The sequence below is a fragment of the Burkholderia sp. MBR-1 genome, from assembly GCF_013822785.1.
GTDB lineage: Bacteria > Pseudomonadota > Gammaproteobacteria > Burkholderiales > Burkholderiaceae > Burkholderia > Burkholderia vietnamiensis.
Genome location: NZ_CP053609.1, coordinates 3007582 through 3028992 on the forward strand (window position 1 = coordinate 3007582; position 21411 = coordinate 3028992).

Annotated in this window: 18 protein-coding genes; 11 read left to right on the forward strand and 7 right to left on the reverse strand. The window is 68.4% G+C overall.

Annotated elements, in window-relative coordinates; genetic code table 11:
• Nucleotides 1–59 precede the first annotated feature (59 nt).
• From katG to recG, 3 genes are all read right to left on the reverse strand, one after another.
• Entirely contained in the window at nucleotides 60–2246 is a 2187-nt protein-coding gene (gene katG / locus MBR110_RS13910; RefSeq protein ID WP_181709265.1) for a catalase/peroxidase HPI, read from the reverse strand.
• Between the two features lie 492 nt (nucleotides 2247–2738).
• Nucleotides 2739–3698, reverse strand: coding sequence for a LysR substrate-binding domain-containing protein (locus MBR110_RS13915; RefSeq protein ID WP_011883322.1), 960 nt, complete (start codon nucleotides 3696–3698; stop codon nucleotides 2739–2741).
• A 137-nt stretch (nucleotides 3699–3835) separates the two neighbouring features.
• The gene (recG, locus tag MBR110_RS13920; RefSeq protein ID WP_175994934.1) at nucleotides 3836–6187 is read right to left on the reverse strand and encodes an ATP-dependent DNA helicase RecG; all 2352 of its coding nucleotides are present in this window, start codon (nucleotides 6185–6187) and stop codon (nucleotides 3836–3838) included.
• Between the two features lie 167 nt (nucleotides 6188–6354).
• Here recG and queA point away from each other — a divergent pair, with 167 nt between their 5' ends.
• The 6 genes from queA to MBR110_RS13950 all read left to right on the forward strand — a co-directional run bounded on the left by queA (nucleotide 6355) and on the right by MBR110_RS13950 (nucleotide 14227).
• Complete coding sequence (gene queA, locus MBR110_RS13925; RefSeq protein WP_011883320.1) at nucleotides 6355–7416, forward strand: tRNA preQ1(34) S-adenosylmethionine ribosyltransferase-isomerase QueA; 1062 nt, start codon at nucleotides 6355–6357, stop codon at nucleotides 7414–7416.
• A gap of 157 nt (nucleotides 7417–7573) precedes the next feature.
• The gene (gene tgt, locus MBR110_RS13930) at nucleotides 7574–8767 is read left to right on the forward strand and encodes a tRNA guanosine(34) transglycosylase Tgt (protein ID WP_034194442.1); all 1194 of its coding nucleotides are present in this window, start codon (nucleotides 7574–7576) and stop codon (nucleotides 8765–8767) included.
• Between the two features lie 270 nt (nucleotides 8768–9037).
• Nucleotides 9038–9361 (forward strand): preprotein translocase subunit YajC, encoded by a 324-nt coding sequence (gene yajC, locus MBR110_RS13935; RefSeq protein WP_011883318.1) that lies wholly within the window; start codon nucleotides 9038–9040, stop codon nucleotides 9359–9361.
• A gap of 106 nt (nucleotides 9362–9467) precedes the next feature.
• On the forward strand, nucleotides 9468–11489 hold the full coding sequence (gene secD / locus MBR110_RS13940) for a protein translocase subunit SecD (RefSeq protein WP_011883317.1): 2022 nt from the start codon (nucleotides 9468–9470) through the stop codon (nucleotides 11487–11489).
• Nucleotides 11490–11507: 18 nt separating this feature from the next.
• Complete coding sequence (gene secF / locus MBR110_RS13945) at nucleotides 11508–12458, forward strand: protein translocase subunit SecF (protein ID WP_011883316.1); 951 nt, start codon at nucleotides 11508–11510, stop codon at nucleotides 12456–12458.
• 209 nt (nucleotides 12459–12667) lie between these two features.
• Nucleotides 12668–14227, forward strand: a complete 1560-nt coding sequence (locus MBR110_RS13950) for a S41 family peptidase (RefSeq protein WP_181709098.1) — start codon at nucleotides 12668–12670, stop codon at nucleotides 14225–14227.
• Between the two features lie 7 nt (nucleotides 14228–14234).
• Here the strand turns inward: MBR110_RS13950 and MBR110_RS13955 are convergent, their stop codons facing one another.
• Nucleotides 14235–15512: an MFS transporter gene (locus MBR110_RS13955; RefSeq protein ID WP_034194441.1), complete on the reverse strand. Its 1278-nt coding sequence runs from the start codon at nucleotides 15510–15512 to the stop codon at nucleotides 14235–14237.
• Between MBR110_RS13955 and MBR110_RS13960 the strand changes: the two genes are divergently transcribed.
• On the forward strand, nucleotides 15499–15687 hold the full coding sequence (locus tag MBR110_RS13960) for a hypothetical protein (protein ID WP_014722466.1): 189 nt from the start codon (nucleotides 15499–15501) through the stop codon (nucleotides 15685–15687). The two genes, MBR110_RS13955 and MBR110_RS13960, sit on opposite strands and share 14 nt — an antisense overlap.
• On the opposite strand, the gene MBR110_RS13965 is transcribed toward MBR110_RS13960, so the two are convergent.
• The 3 genes from MBR110_RS13965 to MBR110_RS13975 form a co-directional block, all read right to left on the reverse strand.
• Complete coding sequence (locus MBR110_RS13965) at nucleotides 15677–16255, reverse strand: YceI family protein (protein WP_011883313.1); 579 nt, start codon at nucleotides 16253–16255, stop codon at nucleotides 15677–15679. The genes MBR110_RS13960 and MBR110_RS13965 overlap by 11 nt on opposite strands.
• Nucleotides 16256–16337: 82 nt before the next feature.
• Nucleotides 16338–16898 carry a YceI family protein gene (locus tag MBR110_RS13970; protein WP_011883312.1) on the reverse strand — a complete coding sequence of 187 codons (561 nt, stop codon included), beginning with the start codon at nucleotides 16896–16898 and terminating at the stop codon, nucleotides 16338–16340.
• An 8-nt stretch (nucleotides 16899–16906) separates the two neighbouring features.
• Nucleotides 16907–17467 (reverse strand): cytochrome b, encoded by a 561-nt coding sequence (locus MBR110_RS13975; protein WP_011883311.1) that lies wholly within the window; start codon nucleotides 17465–17467, stop codon nucleotides 16907–16909.
• Nucleotides 17468–17725: 258 nt separating this feature from the next.
• On the opposite strand from MBR110_RS13975, the gene MBR110_RS13980 reads away from it, so the two are divergent.
• The 4 genes from MBR110_RS13980 to MBR110_RS13995 are packed head-to-tail and all read left to right on the forward strand — an operon-like array spanning nucleotide 17726 to nucleotide 21393.
• A complete protein-coding gene (locus tag MBR110_RS13980) occupies nucleotides 17726–18415 on the forward strand; it encodes a paraquat-inducible protein A (protein ID WP_011883310.1) in 690 nt (229 codons plus the stop codon).
• Entirely contained in the window at nucleotides 18412–19041 is a 630-nt protein-coding gene (locus tag MBR110_RS13985) for a paraquat-inducible protein A (RefSeq protein WP_011883309.1), read from the forward strand. Before MBR110_RS13980 ends, MBR110_RS13985 begins: the two co-directional genes overlap by 4 nt.
• On the forward strand, nucleotides 19034–20653 hold the full coding sequence (locus MBR110_RS13990) for a PqiB family protein (protein ID WP_011883308.1): 1620 nt from the start codon (nucleotides 19034–19036) through the stop codon (nucleotides 20651–20653). Before MBR110_RS13985 ends, MBR110_RS13990 begins: the two co-directional genes overlap by 8 nt.
• Nucleotides 20650–21393: a PqiC family protein gene (locus MBR110_RS13995; RefSeq protein ID WP_011883307.1), complete on the forward strand. Its 744-nt coding sequence runs from the start codon at nucleotides 20650–20652 to the stop codon at nucleotides 21391–21393. The genes MBR110_RS13990 and MBR110_RS13995 overlap by 4 nt, the downstream gene beginning before the upstream one ends.
• The last annotated feature ends 18 nt before the right edge of the window (nucleotides 21394–21411 follow it).

Sequence of the window (21411 nt, forward strand, 5' to 3'; positions counted from 1 at the left end):
GCCGGTCGTGCGACCGGCCGCTTCACGTTGCAACGCGACGGACTATCGCGTCGCGATGCTCATGCGAGGTCGAAGCGGTCGAGGTTCATCACCTTGTTCCAGGCTGCGACGAAATCACGCACGAACTTCTCGTTCGCGTCGGCGCTGCCGTACACCTCGGCCAGCGCGCGCAGCTGCGAGTGCGAGCCGAAGATCAGGTCGACGCGCGTGCCGGTCCATTTCAGCTGCCCGCTCGCACGGTCGCGCCCTTCGAACACGTCGTTCGCCGCCGACGCCGGCTTCCACTCCGTGCCCATGTCGAGCAGGTTCACGAAGAAGTCGTTCGACAGCGTGCCCGGACGATCGGTGAACACGCCGTGCTGCGCGCCGCCCGCGTTCGCGCCCAGCACGCGCAGGCCGCCGATCAGCACGGTCATCTCCGGCGCCGTCAGCGTCAGCAGCTGCGCCTTGTCGACCAGCAGCGCCTCGGCCGGCGTCTTGTACGCGGCCTTCAGGTAGTTGCGGAAACCGTCGGCGACCGGCTCGAGCACGGCCATCGCGTCGACGTCCGTCTGCTCCTGCGACGCGTCCATCCGGCCCGCGGCGAACGGCATCGTGACCGCGACGCCTGCCTGCTTGGCGGCCTGTTCGACGCCGGCCGCACCGGCCAGCACGATCAGGTCGGCGAGCGACACCTTCTTGCCGCCCGTCTGCGCGTCGTTGAACGCCTTCTGCACGCCTTCGAGCGTCTCGAGGACCGCCGCGAGCGCCGCCGGCTGGTTCACCGCCCAGTCCTTCTGCGGGGCGAGGCGGATGCGTGCGCCGTTCGCGCCGCCGCGCTTGTCCGAGCCGCGGAACGTCGACGCCGACGCCCATGCGGTCGACACGAGTTGCGGCACGGTGAGCCCGGTCGCGAGGATCTTCGCCTTCAGCGCGGCCGCATCGGCGTCATCGATCAGCGGGTGGTCGACGGCGGGGATCGGGTCCTGCCACAGCAGTTCCTCGGCCGGCACTTCCGGGCCGAGATAGCGCGAGCGCGGGCCCATGTCGCGGTGCGTGAGCTTGAACCACGCACGCGCAAACGCGTCGGCGAACTCGTCCGGGTTCTCGTAGAAGCGGCGCGAGATCTTTTCGTAGGCCGGATCGAAGCGCAGCGACAGGTCGGTCGTCAGCATCGTCGGGCGATGCTTCTTCGACGGATCGAAGGCATCGGGAATCACCGCCTCGGCATCCTTCGCGACCCACTGGTGCGCGCCGGCCGGGCTCTTGGTCAGCTCCCATTCATAGCTGAACAGGTGCTTGAAGAAGTCGTTGCTCCATTGGGTCGGCGTCGACGTCCACGTGACTTCGAGGCCGCTCGTGATCGCGTCGCCGGCCTTGCCCGAGCCGTAAGTGCTCTTCCAGCCGAGGCCCTGCTGCTCGATGCCCGCCGCTTCCGGCTCGGCGCCGACGTGCGATGCCGGGCCCGCGCCGTGCGTCTTGCCGAACGTGTGGCCGCCGGCGATCAGCGCGACCGTCTCTTCGTCGTTCATCGCCATGCGGGCGAACGTGTCGCGGATGTCGCGCGCGGCCGCCACCGGATCGGGCTTGCCGTCCGGGCCTTCCGGGTTCACGTAGATGAGGCCCATCTGCACGGCCGCGAGCGGATTCTCGAGATCGCGGTCGCCCGAGTAACGGCTGTTCGGGCCGCCGCTCAGTTCCAGCCAGATCTTTTCCGAACCCCAGTAGACGTCGTCCGGCTCCCACGTGTCGGCACGGCCGCCGCCGTAACCGAAGGTCTTGAAGCCCATCGATTCGAGCGCGACGTTGCCGGTCAGGATGAACAGGTCGGCCCACGAGATGTTGCGGCCGTACTTTTGCTTGATCGGCCACAGCAGGCGGCGCGCCTTGTCGAGGTTGCCGTTGTCGGGCCAGCTGTTCAGCGGCGCGAAGCGCTGCTGCCCGCCGCCCGCGCCGCCGCGCCCGTCGGCGATCCGGTACGTGCCCGCGCCATGCCAGGCCATCCGCACGAACAGGCCGCCGTAGTGACCGAAGTCGGCCGGCCACCAGTCCTGCGACATCGTCATCAGCGCATGCAGCTCGCGCTTCACCGCTGCGAGGTCGAGCTGCTTGAACGCCTGCGCGTAGTCGAACTCGGCGTCCATCGGATCGGACAGCGCCGAATGCCGGTGCAGGACCTCGAGGTTCAGCCGGTTCGGCCACCAGTCATGGTTCGACGTGCCGCCGGCCGCCGTGTGGTTGAACGGACATTTCGATTCGGTCGACATGCTTTTCTTCTCCATTGTTTGCTCGTAGGCCCCCACGTGCCGTGGCGCGGTCAGTGAAGCATTGCGGGGGATAAGACGGAACAGGCTCGTACACCTGTGTTGCTATCGGATGTCGTGCGTCGTGGCCGCAGCGCGGCCGGCCCGCCGATCCTGCGCGGCGGCTCTCATCCGCCGTACGCGCGGTCCGCGAGATACGCATACGCGAGCGGGCCCAGGCTGCGGGCCGCGGCCCGCGCACGATTGACGACTTCATCGCGCAACGGCATGTTCCGCCGCGCGTGCTCCAATACCGATCGCATCATGACATCCTCCCCTGACCCTTGCACCCAGCGTGCAGACCGCGTTTGACCGGCCTGCTGCATCCATGTCGACCATTCTATTTTCATCTATCGACATTTTGAATTTGATAACTTGTATCTATGCGATAGGAAAAAATAAACGGGGCCTCGGAGCCCCGTTGATCGGCCGGCGCACGGCGTACGCCACGTGTGCTCAGTTCATCGTCGCCGGCATGTCGAGCTTCGCGACGCCCGGCAGCTCGCAGGCGGCGATCGCCTCGCTGATCGCGTCGATCGCCGGCATCCGCGTGAAGCTCTTGCGCCACACGAGCACGACGCGACGGTCCGGCACCGGTTCGTGGAACGGCACGTACGACAGCAACTCGGCGTCGGGGCCGTTCGCGCGCGGGCCGATCTCGGCGACCGACATCCGCGGCAGCACCGTGATGCCGACGCCGCTCGCGACCATATGGCGGATCGTCTCGAGCGACGAGCCTTCGAAGGTCTTCTGGATCCCGTCGGCCGTCTGCGAGAAGCGCATCAGCTCCGGGCACACGCCGAGCACATGATCGCGGAAGCAGTGGCCGTTGCCGAGCAGCAGCATGGTTTCCTGCTTCAGGTCCTCGGCGTCGATTTCCTCGCGCTTCTCCCACGGATGGCCGGCCGGCAACGCGACCACGAACGGCTCGTCGTACAGCGGCCGGACCATCAGGCCCGTTTCGGGGAACGGCAGCGCCATGATGGCCGCGTCGATCTCGCCCTGCTTGAGCAGCTCGAGCAGCTTCAGCGTGTAGTTCTCCTGCAGCATCAGCGGCATCTGCGGCACGCGCTGGATCATCTGCTTGACGAGCGTCGGCAGCAGGTACGGCCCGATCGTATAGATCACGCCGAGCCGGAACGGGCCGACCAGCGGGTCCTTGCCCTGCTTCGCGATCTCCTTGATCGCGAAGGTCTGCTCGAGCACGCGCTGCGCCTGCGTGACGATCTGGTCGCCGATCGGCGTCACGCTCACTTCGCTCGCGCCGCGCTCGAAGATCTGCACGTTGAGCTCGTCTTCCAGCTTCTTGATCGCCACCGACAGCGTCGGCTGGCTCACGAAGCACGCTTCGGCCGCGCGGCCGAAATGCCGCTCGCGCGCCACCGCGACGATGTATTTCAGTTCGGTCAGGGTCATTGTGGGTCAATCAGGGATATGCATGCGATAGGTTTAATTTATACACCTACCGGCACCGGTTCGCAAAGTTTCTCTGTATCGCGGGCCGTCAGCGCCGGGCCGACGCGTGCTTTTCGATCCGGCCCCGCGCCGACCAGTCAGGCCTTCAGGTACTGTTCGCGCGCGCCGAGCCAGCGCGCGAGATGCTGCGTGACCACGTCCGGATACGCGGCGATCAGCCGCGACGCCGCGTCGCGCGCCGGATCGATCAGCCAGCCGTCGGTCTCGAGGTTCGCGAAGCGCAGCATCGCCGCGCCCGACTGGCGGGCGCCGAGGAATTCACCGGGTCCGCGGATCTCGAGATCGCGCCGCGCGATCTCGAAGCCGTCGGTCGTCTCGCGCATCGTCTTGAGCCGCTCGCGGCCGGCGAGCGACAGCGGCCCCGAGTACAGCAGCACGCACACCGACGCCGCGGTGCCGCGCCCGACCCGGCCGCGCAGCTGGTGCAGCTGCGCGAGGCCGAAGCGCTCCGCGTGCTCGATCACCATCAGCGACGCGTTCGGCACGTCGACGCCGACTTCGATCACGGTCGTCGCGACCAGCAGCTGCACGTCGTTGCGCGTGAACGCGTCCATCACGGCCGCCTTGTCGGCGGGCGACAGCCGGCCGTGCACCAGCCCGACCTTCAGCTCGGGCAGCGCCGCGGCGAGCGTCTCGTAGGTCTCGACGGCCGTCTGCAGCTGCAGCGTCTCGCTCTCCTCGATCAGCGGGCACACCCAGTAGACCTGACGCCCGGTCAGTGCGGCCTCGCGCACGCGCGCGATCACCTCGCCGCGCCGCGCGTCGGCGACGAGCCGCGTGAGCACCGGCGTGCGGCCCGGCGGGAGCTCGTCGATCGTCGACACTTCGAGATCGGCGTAGTACGTCATCGCGAGCGTGCGAGGGATCGGCGTGGCCGACATCATCAGCTGGTGCGGCTGGAAGTCGCGCGCGCCGTTGGCCGCGTTCGCCGCCTTCGCGCGCAGCGCGAGACGCTGCTCGACGCCGAAGCGATGCTGCTCGTCGACGATCACGAGCCCGAGCCGCGCGAACTCGACGGTGTCCTGGATGATCGCGTGCGTGCCGATCACGAGCTGCGCGGTGCCGAGCGCCGCGGCTTCGATCGCCGCGCGCTTCTCCTTCGCCTTCAGGCTGCCCGCGAGCCAGGCGACCGAGACGCCGAGCGGCTCGAGCCATGCGCGCAGTTTGCGCGCATGCTGTTCCGCGAGGATTTCGGTCGGCGCCATCAGCGCGGCCTGGTAACCGGCGTCGATCGCCTGCGTCGCGGCCAGCGCGGCGACGACCGTCTTGCCGCTGCCGACGTCGCCCTGCAGCAGGCGCTGCATCGGGTGCGGCAGCGTCAGGTCGTGCGCGATCTCGTCGACGACGCGCGACTGCGCGCCGGTCAGCGTGAACGGCAGCGCCGCGTACAGACGGGTGGTCAGCGAGCCGGCGTCGTCCGCGGCGCGGCGCGGCATCGCCGGCGCCGAGCGCGTGCGGCGCTCCTCGTGCGCGCGCTTGAGCGACAGCTGCTGCGCGAGCAGCTCCTCGAACTTGATGCGCGTCCAGGCCGGGTGCGAGCCGTCCATCAGCGCCGCCTCGTCGGAATCGACGCCGGGGTGATGCAGGATGCGCACGGCCTGCGCGAGCGTCGGCACGCCGAGCGGCTTCAGGTAGTCGCGCTCGATCTCGGGCGGCAGCAGCTCCGGCAGCGGCGTGCGCTCGACCGCGTTTTCGATTGCCTTGCGCAGATACGCCTGCGACACGCCGGCCGTGCTCGGATAAACGGGCGTGAGCACCTGCGGCAGCGGCGCATCGGCTTCCACCACGCGCACGGCCGGATGCACCATCTCCATCCCGAAGAAGCCACCGCGCACGTCGCCGCGCACGCGCAACCGCTGGCCGACGGCCATCTGCTTGACCTGCGAGCCGTAGAAATTCAGGAAGCGCAGCACGAGCTGCGCGCCGTCGTCGTCGCGGATCTTCACGACCAGCTGGCGGCGCGGCCGATATGCGACTTCGTTGTCGAACACGACGCCTTCGGTCTGCGCGATGCCGCCCGGCAGCAGCTCGTCGATCGGCGTGAGCGTGGTCTCGTCCTCGTAGCGCATCGGCAGATGCAGCACGAGGTCGATCGAGCGGGTAAGGCCGAGCTTGGCGAGCTTGTCGGCCGTCTTCACGGGCTTGTCGGCGGCCGGCTTCTTCTTGCGCTTCGGAGCTGCGGCGCCGGTGGCGGCCGCGCCGGCTTCGTCGCCGTCGCCGTCGCCGGCCGCTGCGGCATCGGCCTGCTGCGCGGCGGCCGGCTGCGCGAGCCGCCCGTCGGCGCGGCGCCGCGGGCTCGCGCGGCGCGCCGGCGCACCTTCCGGCTGGCCGCCCGGCCCGGGCGACGCGGCGGCGTCCGCGTCGAACGGATCGGCGGGATCGGCTGAATCGGCAACGGTGGCGGCGCTACGGCGTGGTGACACAGGCATCGGATCGTCAGGGTGCTTCACAAGGCAAGTACAATAGCGGCTTTCACGTCGTCCGAACGAACGACGCCGGCCAGGCCGCGGACCCCGCCATCATAGCGGCTCGCGCGCGCCATTCACGCATTTCCGCCCTGTCGGCGGCGCCCGCCGGCCGTTCCGAACCAGCCCGCATGTTCACGCTCTCCGATTTCGATTTCAATCTGCCGCCCGAGCTGATTGCCCAAACCGCGCTGCCCGAGCGCACCGCGAGCCGCCTGCTCGAGGTCGACGGCACCGTGGCGCCCGCGCGCCTCGTCGATCGCCGCTTCGCCGAGCTGCCGTCGTGCATCGCGCGCGGCGACCTGCTCGTGTTCAACGATACCAAGGTGCTGAAGGCGCGCTTCTTCGGCCAGAAGGCCAGCGGCGGCAAGATCGAGGTGCTGGTCGAGCGCGTGACCGGCACGCACACGGCGCTCGCGCAGATCCGCGCGAGCAAGTCGCCGGGCGCCGGCACGACGCTGCGGCTGGCCGACGCGTTCGACGTGACGGTCGGCGAACGCGTCGAGCCGTTCTTCACGCTGCACTTCCCGCAGCCGTGCCTCACGCTGATCGAGCAGTACGGCCGGCTGCCGCTGCCGCCGTACATCGAGCACGACGCCGACGCGACCGACGAGACGCGCTATCAGACCGTCTATGCGAGCAACCCGGGCGCGGTCGCCGCACCGACGGCCGGCCTCCATTTCGACCAGCCGCTGCTGGAGAAGCTCGACGCGATGGGCGTCGAGCGCGCGACGCTCACGCTGCACGTGGGCGCCGGCACGTTCCAGCCGGTGCGCGTCGAAAACATCGCCGAGCACCGGATGCACAGCGAGTGGTACGACCTGCCGCAGTCGCTGGTCGACAAGATCGCCGCGACCCGCGCGCGCGGCGGCAACGTGATCGCGGTCGGCACGACGTCGATGCGCGCGCTCGAAGCCGCGGCGCGCAGCGCCGAAGCGGCCGGCCGGCCGCTCGCGGCGACCCAGGACGAAACCGACATCTTCATCACGCCCGGCTACCGTTTTCGCGTCGTCGACCGGCTGGTGACGAACTTCCACCTGCCGAAATCGACGCTGCTGATGCTGGTGTCCGCGTTCGCGGGCGTCGAGACGATCCGCGCCGCGTACCGGCACGCGATCGACGAGCGCTACCGGTTCTTCAGCTACGGCGACGCGATGCTGCTCACACGGCGCGACACGCCGGAGCACGCGTAAGCGCGGCCGCTTCGCCATCGCTTCACCGCCGTTTCACCGCTGTTTCACCGCCGCGCGCGCCACGCGCCGCCGCGACCGCTTTTTTCCCGCCGCCCTTTCCGGGCGGCGTTTCGCAACATGCGCCGGACTGTTTTCCGGTAGCAAGGAGAATCACGCGATGACCGAAGGTTCATCCCACGACACGCACGCGAGCGCCGACGTGCACGAACGCCCGGCCAACGGGCTCGAATTCGAGCTGCTGACCACCGACGGCCACGCGCGCCGCGGCCGCGTCAAGCTCAACCACGGCGTGGTCGAGACGCCGATCTTCATGCCGGTCGGCACGTACGGCACGGTCAAGGCGATCCAGCCGCGCGAGCTGCACGAGATCAACGCGCAGATCATCCTCGGCAACACCTTCCACCTGTGGCTGCGCCCCGGCCTCGACACCATCGACGCGCACGGCGGGCTGCACCGCTTCATGGGCTGGAACAAACCGATCCTGACCGACTCGGGCGGCTTCCAGGTGTTCTCGCTCGGCGACCTGCGCAAGATCACCGAGGACGGCGTCACGTTCGCGTCGCCGATCAACGGCGACAAGCTGTTCCTGTCGCCGGAAGTGTCGATGCAGATCCAGAAGGTGCTGAACTCCGACATCGTCATGCAGTTCGACGAGTGCACGCCGTACGCGACCAACGGCGTGCCGACCACGCACAAGGAAGCGGCCGATTCGATGCGCATGTCGCTGCGCTGGGCGAAGCGCTCGCTCGACGAATTCGACCGGCTCGGCAATCCGAACGCGCTGTTCGGGATCGTCCAGGGCGGGATGTTCGAGGACCTGCGCGACGAATCGCTCGCGGGCCTGTCGGAGCTCGGCTTTCACGGCCTCGCGATCGGCGGGCTGTCGGTCGGCGAGCCGAAGGAAGACATGATGCGCGTGCTCCGGCACGTCGGCCCGAAGCTGCCGGCCGACAAGCCGCACTACCTGATGGGCGTCGGCACGCCGGAAGACCTGGTCGACGGCGTCGCGAACGGCATCGACATGTTCGACTGCGTGATGCCGACCCGCAACGCGCGCAACGGCTGGCTGTTCACGCGCTTCGGCGACGTGAAGATCCGCAACGCGACGCACAAGAATTCGCTGAAGCCGCTCGATCCGACCTGCAGCTGCTACACGTGCCGGAACTTCTCGCGCGGCTATCTGCACCATCTGCATCGCGTCGGCGAAATCCTCGGCGCGCAGCTGAACACGATCCACAACCTGCACTACTACCTGCAGCTGATGAGCGAGATTCGCGAAGCGATCGAAACGCATACGTTCGACGCGTTCCGCCAGCGCTTCGCGCAGGATCGCGCGACCGGGGTCGACTGAACGGACGGCGCGCCGGCCGTGCATTCGCGCGGCCTGCCGGCCGCCCGTATCGCGGCCCGTATCGCAACCCGTATCGCAACCCGTCTCGCCCGCCGCAACCGGCAGTCGCGGCGGGCGAATATTACAATCAGCTTTCCAGACGCGCGACAGCGGTGCCGGTTCGTGCTTTAACAGCTTGATCCGAAAGCGCATTTGCTGCGCCGTTTGCGCTTGGGGCCGGTGGTAGAATAACCGGCTTATTTTTCGATCTTCCCCTACGGAGAGACCAACGTGCCGTTCATTTCCAATGCCTTCGCGCAAGGTGCCGGTGGCGCCGAATCGAGCCTGATGAGCTTCCTGCCGCTCATCCTGATGTTCGCGGTGCTGTACTTCATCATGATCCGTCCGCAGATGAAGCGCCAGAAGGAGCACCGCAACATGCTCGCGGCCATGGCGAAGGGCGACGAAGTCGTCACGAGCGGCGGCCTCGTCGGCAAGGTGACGAAGGTTTCCGAAGGCTACATCGGCGTCGAGATCGCCGAAGGCACCGAAATCACCGTGCAGAAGTCTGCGGTCACGACCATTCTGCCGAAGGGCACGATCAAGTCGCTGTAAGGCTTTCAACGAGCGTCCGGCTCCCCGCGTCGTGCCCGCCTGACAGCGCGGGCCGGCGCGGCGCCGGACGCGACGCTTTCACGCCAACCATCCGTTCGGCCCCCTCATGAATCGTTATCCAATCTGGAAATATGTCGTGATGGTCGTGGCGCTCGCCATCGGCTTTCTGTACACATTGCCCAACTTCTTCGGCGAAGCGCCGGCGGTGCAGGTGTCGAGCGGCAAGGCCACGGTCAAGCTCGACTCGGCCACGCTGAGCCAGGTCGAAGCCGCGCTCGCGTCCGCACAGATCAAGCCGGACGACGTGACCTTCGAGAACACGGCGACCAACGCGAACATCCGCGTGCGCCTGAAGGACACCGATACGCAGCTGCGCGTCAAGGACCTGCTGCAGAAGTCGCTGAATACCGACCCGAACGATCCGCAGTACGTCGTCGCGCTGAACCTGCAGAGCGCGTCGCCGCGCTGGCTGACGGCCATCCACGCGCTGCCGATGTACCTCGGCCTCGACCTGCGCGGCGGCGTCCACTTCCTGCTGCAGGTCGACATGACCGGCGCGCTGACGAAGAAGCTCGACTCCGACGCGACCGACGCGCGCGCCTTGCTGCGCGACAAGAACATCCGCGACGGCGGCGTGAGCCGCGTCGATCAGTCCGTCGTCGTGAATTTCAGCGACGCGCAGACGGCCGAAGACGCGCTCAAGGCGCTCGCCGCGTCGATCACCGAACTGCAATGGGCGACCCAGCCGGGCGGCGGCGGCACGCAGGTGGTCGGCACCTTCACGCCGGCCGTGCAGAAGTCCGTCGAGGACGCCGCGCTCAAGCAGAACCTGACCACGCTGCACAATCGCGTGAACGAGCTCGGCGTGTCCGAGCCGATCCTGCAGCAGCAAGGCAGCGACCGCATCGTCGTCGAGCTGCCGGGCGTGCAGGACACCGCGAAGGCGAAGGACATCATCGGCCGCACCGCGACGCTCGAGGCGCGCCTCGCCGATCCGATCAACACGCACCCGAACCCGAACGACCCGGTGCCGCCGGGCGAGGAACTGTTCACGCAGGGCAACCAGGCGCCCGTGCTGCTGAAGAAGGACGTGATCTTCACCGGCGACCGCATCATCGACGCGTCGGCCGGCTTCGACGAACACCAGCGTCCGTCGGTCAACATCCGTCTCGACTCGGCGGGCGGCCGCTCGGTGCGCGCGGTGTCGCGCGAGAACATCGGCAAGCCGATGGCGATGGTGCTGTTCGAGAAGGGCAAGGGCGAAGTGCTGACGGTCGCGACGATCCAGTCCGAACTCGGCGACCGCTTCCAGATCACCGGCCAGCCGACGCCGCAGGCCGCGGCCGACCTCGCGCTGCTGCTGCGCGCCGGCTCGCTCGCCGCACCGATGGACATCATCGAAGAACGCACGATCGGCCCGAGCCTCGGCGCGGACAACATCAAGATGGGCGTCCACTCGGTGATCTGGGGCTTCTGCGCGATCGCCGTGTTCATGGTCGCGTACTACATGCTGTTCGGCGTGATCTCGGTGATCGGCCTGTCGGTGAACCTGCTGCTGCTCGTCGCGGTGCTGTCGCTGATGCAGGCGACGCTGACGCTGCCGGGCATCGCGGCAATCGCGCTCGCGCTCGGCATGGCGATCGACTCGAACGTGCTGATCAACGAGCGCGTGCGTGAAGAACTGCGCGCCGGCCAGCCGCCGCAGCTCGCGATCCAGTCGGGCTACGCGCACGCCTGGGCGACGATTCTCGACTCCAACGTGACGACGCTGATCGCCGGCCTCGCGCTGCTCGCGTTCGGCTCGGGCCCGGTGCGCGCGTTCGCGATCGTGCACTGCCTCGGCATCCTGACGTCGATGTTCTCCGCGGTGTTCTTCTCGCGCGGGATCGTCAACCTCTGGTACGGCGGCCGCAAGAAGCTGAAGTCGCTCGCGATCGGCCAGGTGTGGAAGCCGGAAGGCGCGGCGGCCGGCGCGACGTTCGCGGCAGCCGACGAATCGACCGACACCGCGCGCGCCGCGAAGCTCGCCGCGCCCGCGAAAGGCAATGGGCCGCGCGCCGGCAAGCCGCAGCTGCGCAACCGCGCGCAGCCAGGCGTGCCGCCGAAGAAACCGGGCTCGACCCAATAAGGCGCCGGAGACGAAGCCATGGAATTTTTCCGCATCCGTAAAGACATTCCGTTCATGCGGCACGCGCTGGTGTTCAACGTGATCTCGCTGGTCACGTTCATCGCCGCCGTGTTCTTCCTGTTCCACCGAGGGCTGCACCTGTCCGTCGAATTCACCGGCGGCACGGTGATCGAGGTCCAGTACCAGCAGGCCGCGCAGCTCGAACCCGTGCGCGACACGCTCGGCAAGCTCGGCTACGCCGATGCGCAGGTGCAGAACTTCGGCACGTCGCGCAACGTGCTGATCCGCCTGCAGCTCAAGCAAGGTCTCACGTCCGCGCAGCAGAGCGACCAGGTGATGGCCGCGCTGAAGGCGCAGAGCCCCGACGTGACGCTGCAGCGCGTCGAGTTCGTCGGCCCGCAGGTCGGCCGCGAGCTCGCGACCGACGGGCTGCTCGCGCTCGCGTGCGTCGTGATCGGCATCGTGATCTACCTGTCGTTCCGGTTCGAATGGAAGTACGCGGTCGCCGGCATCATCGCCAACCTGCACGACGTCGTGATCATTCTCGGCTTCTTCGCGTTCTTCCAGTGGGAGTTCTCGCTGGCGGTGCTCGCGGCGATCCTCGCGGTGCTCGGCTACTCGGTCAACGAATCGGTGGTCATCTTCGACCGGATCCGCGAGACGTTCCGCCGCGAACGCAAGATGAGCGTGCAGGAAGTGATCAACCACGCGATCACGACCACCATGTCGCGTACGATCATCACGCACACGTCGACGGAAATGATGGTGCTGTCGATGTTCTTCTTCGGCGGCCCGACGCTGCACTACTTCGCACTCGCGCTGACGGTCGGCATCATGTTCGGCATCTACTCGTCGGTGTTCGTCGCGGGCTCGCTCGCGATGTGGCTCGGCATCAAGCGCGAAGACCTCGTCAAGGAAAAGAAGACGGCCCACGATCCGGACGATCCGAACGCGGGCGCGCAGGTTTGAGCGGCGCGGCGTTTGGGGGCTTTTTCGGCGGCTTTTTCGGCCGCTTTCCGAAGTAGCGAAAGGCCGGTTCCTCAGGGACCGGCCTTTTTTTATCGGCATGCGGTTTGCCGCTTGCCGCCTGTCGCCTATCGCGATGCCGCCGCGCGGGCGTCGGCTACAATCGCGACACCGCCCCGCCCCGTCCCCCACTCGCCGAAGCCGCGCTCCTCATGATTCCGGTCAAGCCTGCCATTCGTCGCGTCGCCGCTTCGCGCACCGGTGCGATCACCGCGGCGGTGTTCGTTGCATTTGCATTCGAACCGGCGCCCGCGGCGCTCGCGCAAACCGTCCCCGCCGGCGCCACCACCGCCCTGCCCGCGCCCGCTGCCGCACCGCTACCTTCACCGTGTCCGCCCGACTGGGAAGCGCAGCTCTGCGAACTGAAAGCGGCAATCGAAGTGCTGAAGAAGCAGCATCTGACCGACGTCGACATCAGCGCGCTGCTCGACGCGACCGTGCACGCCGGGATCAAGACGCTGCCGTACGCGCGCTTCTTCAACGCGGCCGAGCGCCGGCAGCAGCTCGACGACGAGCGCCGCGCGCGCGACGGCACGCCGGGCATCGGCATCGTGTTCGAGACGCGGCCCGACGGCCTGCACATCATCGACGTGATTCCCGACGCGCCCGCGGAGAAGGCCGGCGTGCGGCCCGACGATCTCGTCGTCGCGATGAACGACCAGAGCGTGGTCAGGCTCGACAGCGCCGACGTCGTGAAGCTCGCGAAAGGCGACGCGGGCGTGCCGCTGAAGCTGACGATACGGCGCGGCCCCGGGCAGGCGACGCTCGTCGTCGCGCCGGTGCGCGCGATCGTCCGCCCGCACCCGGCGAGCGCGAAGCGGCTCGCCGGCGACATCCTGTACACGCGGCTGTCGAGCTTCCCCGAGCCCGCGGTCGGCAACTACATCGACGCGGTCGAGGCCGCGCGCCGCAATGGTCCGCCGGTGAAAGGCGTGATCCTCGATCTGCGCATCAATGGCGGCGGCGCGCTGAATGCGGCGATCGGCATCACGGCGCTGTTCGCCGGGCGCGAGCGCACCGCGATGGTGACGCTCGAACGCGACGGCAGGAACCGCCGCCGCATCACGACCAACTGGCCGGACTACGAACTGCCGGTGATGCACGGTCAGGATCCGCTCGCGCCGCTGCAGGCCGACGACTGGTGGCGCACCGTGCCGCTCGTCGTGCTCGTCGACGGCCAGAGCGCGTCGGCGGCCGAAGCGACCGCGGCCGCGCTGCGCGATCTCGGGCGCGCGCGGCTGCTCGGCATGCCGACCTACGGCAAGGGGCTCGCGCAGACGGGCGTCGATCTGATCGACGGCACGCGGCTCAATCTGACGTTCGCGCGCAACCTGCGGCCGAACGGCTGCCCGATGGACGGCTACGGCGTCGTGCCCGACTGGCTCGTCCCGCCGCGCCGCGACTCGGACGTCGACGGCGTGCTGCTGTGGTACCGCGAGGTCGATCTCGCGCGTGCGCCGTATGCGGACCGGCTCGCGCCCGATCCGTTCGCCACGGTGCGCGACGCCCGGCGCAAGCTGCGCGACGCGCGCGTGCGCGCGAAGGTCGAGATGTCGAAGAGCGCGGCGCTGCCGCAGCGCGAATTCGGCACGGCCGCGGACTGGCAGCTGCGCCAGGCGCTGGCCGCGCTCGCCGGGCGGCCGGTGCAGACCGTCGCCGCGCCCGCGCAGCTGATGCCGGCCCAGCCGGCATGCGAGCGCGGCGACGAATGACGCGCGCTCAGCGAAACCCGAAGCGCCGCCTCAACACGACCAGCGCCGCGATGCTCAGCACGGCCGCGAACATCAGGTAGAAGCTCGGCGCGGTGTTGGTCCCGGTCGCGCGGATCAGCCACGCGATGATGAACGGCCCGAAGCCGCCGAACACGGTGACCGCGACGTTGTACGCGAGCGACATGCCGGTCGTGCGCGTCTGCACCGGAAACACTTCGGACAGCAGCCCGGGCAGCGCCGCGAAATAGCCGGTCATCAGGAACGCGAGCAGCACCTGCAGCGCGATCAGCGTGCCGAAGCCCGGATGCGCGACCAGATACGCGAACGCCGGATAGATCAGCACGAGAAAGCCGATGGCCGGCGCCAGCATCACGCGCACGCGGCCATAGCGATCCGACCAGTGGCCGACGAGCGGCGCGAAGGCCATCTGGATCACGCCGACGACGAGGATCGCCGCGAACGCGGCCGACGGCGCGAGGCCGAGCTGCTTCACGCCATAGGTCGGCATGAACAGCACGAGATAAGTCGCGACGGTGCCGAGCACGACCGCGCCGATCGCGGCGACGAGCCGCGCCTTGTGCGACGCGAACGTGTCGCGCAGCGGGTTCGCCGTGACGTCGGCCGCGAGGAATTCGGGCGTCTCGTCGACCTTCGCGCGGATGTAGTACGCGACCGGCCCGAGCAGCAGCCCGAAGAAGAACGGCACGCGCCAGCCCCACGCGGCCATCTGCGCGGCGGTGAGCTGCGCGTTCAGCACGGTGCCGAAGGCGGCGGCGAGCAGCGTCGTGAGCCCCTGGCTCGCGACCTGCCAGCTCGCGAAGAAGCCGCGCCGGCCGGGCACGTGCTCGGCCAGGAACGCGGTCGCGCTGCCGAATTCGCCGCCCGCCGAGAAGCCCTGGATCAGCCGCGCGGCGACGAGGATCAACGGCGCGGCGACGCCGATCGTCCGGTAGGTCGGCAGCACCGCGATCACGAACGTGCCGGCCATCATCAGCAGGATCGACAGCGTGAGCGCGGCCTTGCGGCCCGCGCGGTCGGCGTACGCGCCGAGCACGATCGCGCCGAGCGGGCGCATGAAGAACGACACGCCGAAGGTGCCGAGCGTGAGCAGCAGCGACACGGTGTCGTTGCCGGCGGGAAAGAACAGGCGCGAGATCGTCACCGCGAAGAAGCCGTAGACCACCAGATCGAACCACTCGAGCGCATTGCCGATCGACGCGGCGACCACCGCGCGCCACACGCGCGGCGACGAAGCAATGGAGCGGGACTGCGTGACGGCATCCATCGGCGATCTCCTGTCGTTCTACGTCGTATTCGACGCGTGCGGGGCGGGGCCGCGCCGCGCGATGCCGCCGATTATAGGCGCGCAAAAAAGCCGCCGCGCCCAGCAACGGGAACGCGGCGGCTCGCAGGCGGCGCGCGGCGCGAAGGCCGCGGTCGCGTTACTCGTTACTGCTTGACGGCTTCGGCCGTGATCAGCAGCTTGGTCGCCATCTTGAAGCCGTACTGCTTGCCGTAATCGAGGCCGAACTCGTCGCGGTTGAATTCGCCGACGGCGTCGACGCCGCACACTTCACGCTTGAGCATCGGATGCGGCATGCACTTGAACGAGTCGATCTTCAGCGTCAGCGGCTTCGTCACGCCGTGCAGCGTCAGGTTGCCGACCACCGACACCGGCTTGTCGCCGTCGAACTTGATCGCGCCCTTGTAGACCGCCTGCGGGAACTTGGCCGCATCGAAGAAATCGGCCGTCTGCAGGTGCTCGTCGAGCTTCGCGCTGCCGGTGTGGATCGACGCGATGTCGGTCGTCACGTCGACCGTACCCGTCTTCGCCGCGCGGTCGAGCGTCACGGTGCCGCTCGACTTGTCGAACTTGCCGCGCCAGACCGACAGGCCGCCGAAGTGGTCGGCCTCGAAGCTCGGGTACGTGTGGCTCGGGTCGAACTGGTAAGTCGCGCTTTCGGCGAAGGCCGAGAACGACAGCGAGGCTGCCAGCGCGCCCGCGGCGATGATCAGATGCTTTTTCAACTTTTTCTCCTTGGAACGGCGCCGCGCGCTTGCGCGGCATTCGGGTGAGGCACGTGATACGGGTGATGCGGGACCCCGCCGCTTACTTCGTCGCGACGAGATGGAACTTGATCTGCACTTCGTCGGCGACGATCGACGTGTCCTTCCATTCGCCGGTGCCGACGTTGAACGCGGAGCGCTTGATCGGCAGCACGCCGTCGAAGGTCTGCGTCGCGCCGCTCTGCGTGACCGTCACGGGCACCGTGACGTTCTCCGACTTGCCCTTGATCGTCAGCTTGCCGGTCACGTTGTACTTGTTGCCGCCGGCCGGCGCGATCGCGCTCGACGCGAAGGTCGCCTGCGGATACGTTTTGGCGTCGAACCAGTCCTTGCCGGCGACCTGGTCGTTGTACATCTTGTCGCCGAGGTCGAAGCTCGCGATGTCGATCGTCACCTGCGCGCTGCCCTGCGCGGCCTTCGCCGGGTCGAACTTCACCTGCGCGGAGAACTTCCGGAACGCGCCTTCGGTCGGCACGTTCATCTGCTTCGACACGGCGGACACCTTGCTCTTCGCGAGGTCGACGTCGGCGTGCGCGGCGGCCGATGCGGCGAGCGACGCCGCGGCGAATGCGGTCAGCACGGAGCGGGAGAAAGTCACTTTCATGGGTTCCTTCATTTGGCAAAGGGAAGCATGCGCGACAGCAGCCCGTCGCGGTCCAGCACCTGATGCTTGAGCGCCGCCAGCACGTGCAGCGACACCAGCGCAAGCAGAATGTAATTCAACGTCACGTGGAGCGTCTTCAGCATCTCTTTCAGCACCGGATCGGGGTCGATCAGGCGCGGCAGCGGCACGATGCCGAGATAGACGACCGGGATGTTCGACGCGGAGCTGTACAGATAGCCGGTGACGGGGATCGCGAGCATCAGCACGTACAGCAGCATGTGGACGCCGTGCGACGCGGCGCGCTGCCAGGCGGGCGTAGCGCCGGGCAGCGCGGGCGCCGCGTGGGTCGCGCGCCACAGCAGCCGCATCAGCGCCAGCGCGAACACGGTCACGCCGATCCACTTGTGCCACGAGTAGTACTTCAGCTTGGCCGGCGTGAAGCCGGGGATGTCGGTCATCACCCAGCCGAGCGCGAAGCCGCCGACGATCAATACCGCGATCAGCCAATGCAGCGCGATCGCGGTTTGCGTGTAACGTGCCGGGGTGGCCGGCAGCGAGTTCGATGCCATCGTGGGTTCCTCAGGTGAGCGAACGGCCGCGCCGGTATATTCGTCCGACGCTTGTCAAGGGCGCCATGCTACCGCAACCTTTCTCGACGCGCGGACTCTGAGGACAGGCACGCCAGCCGGCTGTCACGTCCGCGCCATGTTACCGGCCGGTCACCGCGCGCCCGGGCATTGACACCGCCGAAAAACCGATTTGGTAAGATTGGCGCGGGTTCCGGCCCCGTCGACGCGCCGCCCAGCCGTCGCAACACCGCCTTTTCCATGCAACGATACGACCTGATTGCCTGTCACGAATGCGACGCACTGTTGCATAAACCGCGCCTGAGCGGCCGCCAGATCGCGCGCTGCCCGCGCTGCGACGCGCTGCTCTATCGCAACAGCACCACGCAGATCGAGCGCATCACCGCGCTCGCGGTCGCCGCGCTCGTCACGTTCGTCATCGCGCAGACGTTCCCGATCCTCGAAATGGACCTGAACGGCACGCGCGTGCAGACGACGCTGATCGGCGCGATCGACGCGCTGTGGCATCAGGACATGGCGATCGTCGGCGTGATGGTGTTCTGCTCGACCGTGCTGTTCCCGCTCGTCGAGATGGCCGCGCTGCTCTACGTGCTGCTGCCGATCCGGCGCGGCGTCGTGCCGCCCGGCCTGAACCTCGTGCTGCGCACGATCCAGCTCGTGCGGCCGTGGGGGATGATCGAGGTCTTCATGCTCGGGATCGTCGTGACGATCGTGAAGATGGTCAGCCTCGCGCGCGTGGTGCCCGACGCGGCGCTGTTCGCGTTCGGCGCGCTCACGCTGATGATCGCGGTCGTGCTGATGTTCGACCCGCGCACCGTGTGGGACATCGCCGACGACCTGCGCGCCGGCCGCTCGCCGGGCGCCCCCGCCGCTCCTGCTACTCCCGCCGCCGCCGACCCGGCCGCGCTGCCGGAAGCGCCGCGCCGATGACGACGCCGACCGCCGCCCGCGAGGGTTACGCCAGCTGCCACGCCTGCGGGCTCGTGCAGACGCTCGACCATGCGCATGCGCATTGCGCGCGCTGCGGCAGCACGCTGCATTTCCGCACGCCGGACAGCGTCATGCGCACCTGGGCGCTGCTGATCGCGGCCGTGATCCTGTACATTCCGGCGAACCTGCTGCCGATCATGCGCACGTCGTCGATCGTCGGCTCGCAGGAAGACACGATCATGAGCGGCGTCATCTATTTCTGGACCTCCGGCGACTGGCCGCTCGCGGTGATCGTGTTCGTCGCGAGCATTCTCGTGCCGATGCTCAAGCTCGGCGTGCTGACGCTGCTCGCGACCAGCGCGCAGCGCCGCGCGACGTGGCGGCCGCTGCAGCGCACGCTGCTGTACCGGATCGTCGAGCGGATCGGCCGCTGGTCGATGCTCGACATCTTCGTCGTGACGCTCACCGTCGCGCTCGTCCATTTCCGTTCGCTCGCCGTCATCACGGCCGGTCCCGGCGCGCTCGCGTTCGGTTCGGTCGTGATCCTGACGATGCTCGCGTCGATGCAGTTCGATCCCCGCCTCATCTGGGATCCAGTCGAAACCTCAGGGAAACACCATGAATAGTCCGCAAGGCCCGCAGCACGACGCGCCCCGGCCGCCCGACCCGGCAATCTCGACGAAAGGCGGCTGGCTGCCGTCGCTCGTCTGGCTCGTGCCGCTGCTCGCCGCGCTGATCGGTATCGGCCTCGTGATCAAGTCCGTGCGCGAGCGCGGCCCGGAAATCACGATCAGCTTCCACAGCGCGGAAGGGCTCGAGCCGGGCAAGACCCAGGTCAAGTACAAGGACGTCGAGATCGGCACGGTCAAGACGATCACGCTGTCGAAAGACCTCACGCGCGTGCTCGTCCAGGTGCAGTTGAAGAAGGAGGCCGAGGACTTCGCGATCAAGGGCTCGCGCTTCTGGATCGTGCGGCCGCGCGTGGGCACGACCGGTGTGTCGGGGCTCGGCACGCTGCTGTCCGGCGCATACATCGGCGTCGACGCCGGGCGCGGCCCGGACGCGCAGAGCGACTTCATCGGCCTCGAGTCGCCGCCCGCCGTGACGCGCGACCAGAAAGGCACGCAGTACGTGCTGCGCGGCGATTCGCTCGGCTCGGTCGACATCGGCTCGCCGGTCTATTACCGTCGCGTGCAGGTCGGCCAGGTGGTCGGCTTCTCGCTCGACAAGGACGGCACGGGCGTCACCTTCAACGTGTTCGTCAATGCGCCGTACGACCAGTACGTCGGCATGAATTCGCGCTGGTGGCAGGCGAGCGGCGTCGACCTGCGGCTCGATTCGAGCGGCCTGAAGCTGAACACGCAATCGCTCGCGACGGTGATCCTCGGCGGCATCGCATTCCAGACGCCGCCGAACCAGCGCACCGGCGCGACCGCGCCGAACAACACGACGTTCCGCCTCGGCTCCGACGAAGGCGACGCGATGCGCGATCCGGACGGCGAGCCGCTGCAGGTCGTGATGAACTTCAACCAGTCGCTGCGCGGGCTCGCGGTGGGCGCGCCGGTCGACTTCCGCGGCATCGTGCTCGGCGAAGTGACGAACATCGGCATCGACTTCGATCCGAAGACCAAAAACTTCCTGATGCCGGTCACGATGAACGTGTATCCGGAGCGGCTCGGCCCGCGCTTCCGCGAAACGATCGGCAACAAGGGCGAGTCGGCCCGCCGCGAGATCGTCGAGCGCCTCGTCAGGCATGGGCTGCGCGGCCAGCTGCGCACCGGCAACCTGCTGACGAGCCAGCTGTACGTCGCGCTCGACTTCTTCCCGAAGGCGGCGGCCGTGAAGATGGACACGACGCGCCAGCCGCTCGAGCTGCCGACCGTGCCGAACACGCTCGACGAGCTGCAGCTGCAGGTCGCCGACATCGCGAAGAAGCTCGACAAGGTGCCGTTCGACCAGATCGGCGCGAACCTGAACAGCGCGCTCACGAATGCCGACAAGCTGTTCAAGCAGCTCGACACGCAGGTCGCACCGGAAGCGCGCGACACGCTGTCGGCCGCCAAGCAGACCTTCTCGACCGCCGAGGCGACGCTGCAGCAGGATTCGCCGCTGCAGTCCGACGTGCGCGGCGCCCTGAAGGAGCTCACGCGCACGCTGCAATCGCTGAACGCGCTCGCCGACTATCTCGAGCGCCATCCCGAATCGCTGCTCAAGGGCAAGCCAGGAGATCAACCATGACCACGACACGCGTGAACGTGCTCGCGAGCGGCGCAGCCGCGCTGTTCGCCGTGCTCGCGCTCGGCGCGTGCAGCTCGCCGCCCGCGCGCTTCTACACGCTGAGCCCGGCCGACGCCGCCGCGCCCGTGCGCACCGCGCCCGCCAATCCGGCATTCCTGATCGAGGTGCCGTCGGTGGGCGTACCGGAGCAGGTCGCGAGGAACCAGTTCGTCGTGCAGCGCAACGCCGCGCAGGTCGACGTGCTCGAGCAGGAGCGCTGGGCCGCGCCGCCGGCCGACGAGATCCGCCGCGCGCTGTCGGACGATCTCGCCGCGCAGCTCGGCACGATCGACGTCGCGAATTCCGCGTATCCGGCCGGCGTGCCGGTGTATCGGATCAGCGTGAACGTGCAGCGCTTCGAGTCGTGGCCCGGCAAGCGGGCGGCGATCGACGCCGTGTGGAGCGTGCGCGCAGTCGGCACGCAGACGGTGATGACGTGCCGCACGAGCGTCGCGGAGCCGGTCGCCGGCGGCTTCGATGCGCTGGTGGCCGGCCATCGGCGCGCCCTCGACGCGATTGCCTCGCAGGCCGCGGCCGGCGTGCGCGCGATCGCCGCGCGGCGTGGGGTGGCGGCGAGTGGAGCGAGCGCGGTGGCAGGCGGCAAGACGACGGTCGCCGCGACGGCCGTGCCGGTCGTGCCCTGCCCGGCCAATCCGGCGCCCGGCGGCGACGCAGGCGCGACCGGCAAGTCGGGCGCGTAAGCCGGCGGCGGGGTGCGC

Bases quoted from the DNA above. Each gene is read 5' to 3' on its own strand.
- katG (WP_181709265.1), bottom strand. From the start codon at position 2,246: ATGTCGACCGAATCGAAATGTCCGTTCAACCACACGGCGGCCGGCGGC.
- MBR110_RS13915 (WP_011883322.1), bottom strand. From the start codon at position 3,698: ATGACCCTGACCGAACTGAAATACATCGTCGCGGTGGCGCGCGAGCGG.
- recG (WP_175994934.1), bottom strand. From the start codon at position 6,187: ATGCCTGTGTCACCACGCCGTAGCGCCGCCACCGTTGCCGATTCAGCC.
- queA (WP_011883320.1), top strand. From the start codon at position 6,355: ATGTTCACGCTCTCCGATTTCGATTTCAATCTGCCGCCCGAGCTGATT.
- tgt (WP_034194442.1), top strand. From the start codon at position 7,574: ATGACCGAAGGTTCATCCCACGACACGCACGCGAGCGCCGACGTGCAC.
- secD (WP_011883317.1), top strand. From the start codon at position 9,468: ATGAATCGTTATCCAATCTGGAAATATGTCGTGATGGTCGTGGCGCTC.
- secF (WP_011883316.1), top strand. From the start codon at position 11,508: ATGGAATTTTTCCGCATCCGTAAAGACATTCCGTTCATGCGGCACGCG.
- MBR110_RS13950 (WP_181709098.1), top strand. From the start codon at position 12,668: ATGATTCCGGTCAAGCCTGCCATTCGTCGCGTCGCCGCTTCGCGCACC.
- MBR110_RS13955 (WP_034194441.1), bottom strand. From the start codon at position 15,512: ATGGATGCCGTCACGCAGTCCCGCTCCATTGCTTCGTCGCCGCGCGTG.
- MBR110_RS13970 (WP_011883312.1), bottom strand. From the start codon at position 16,898: ATGAAAGTGACTTTCTCCCGCTCCGTGCTGACCGCATTCGCCGCGGCG.
- MBR110_RS13975 (WP_011883311.1), bottom strand. From the start codon at position 17,467: ATGGCATCGAACTCGCTGCCGGCCACCCCGGCACGTTACACGCAAACC.
- MBR110_RS13980 (WP_011883310.1), top strand. From the start codon at position 17,726: ATGCAACGATACGACCTGATTGCCTGTCACGAATGCGACGCACTGTTG.
- MBR110_RS13985 (WP_011883309.1), top strand. From the start codon at position 18,412: ATGACGACGCCGACCGCCGCCCGCGAGGGTTACGCCAGCTGCCACGCC.
- MBR110_RS13990 (WP_011883308.1), top strand. From the start codon at position 19,034: ATGAATAGTCCGCAAGGCCCGCAGCACGACGCGCCCCGGCCGCCCGAC.
- MBR110_RS13995 (WP_011883307.1), top strand. From the start codon at position 20,650: ATGACCACGACACGCGTGAACGTGCTCGCGAGCGGCGCAGCCGCGCTG.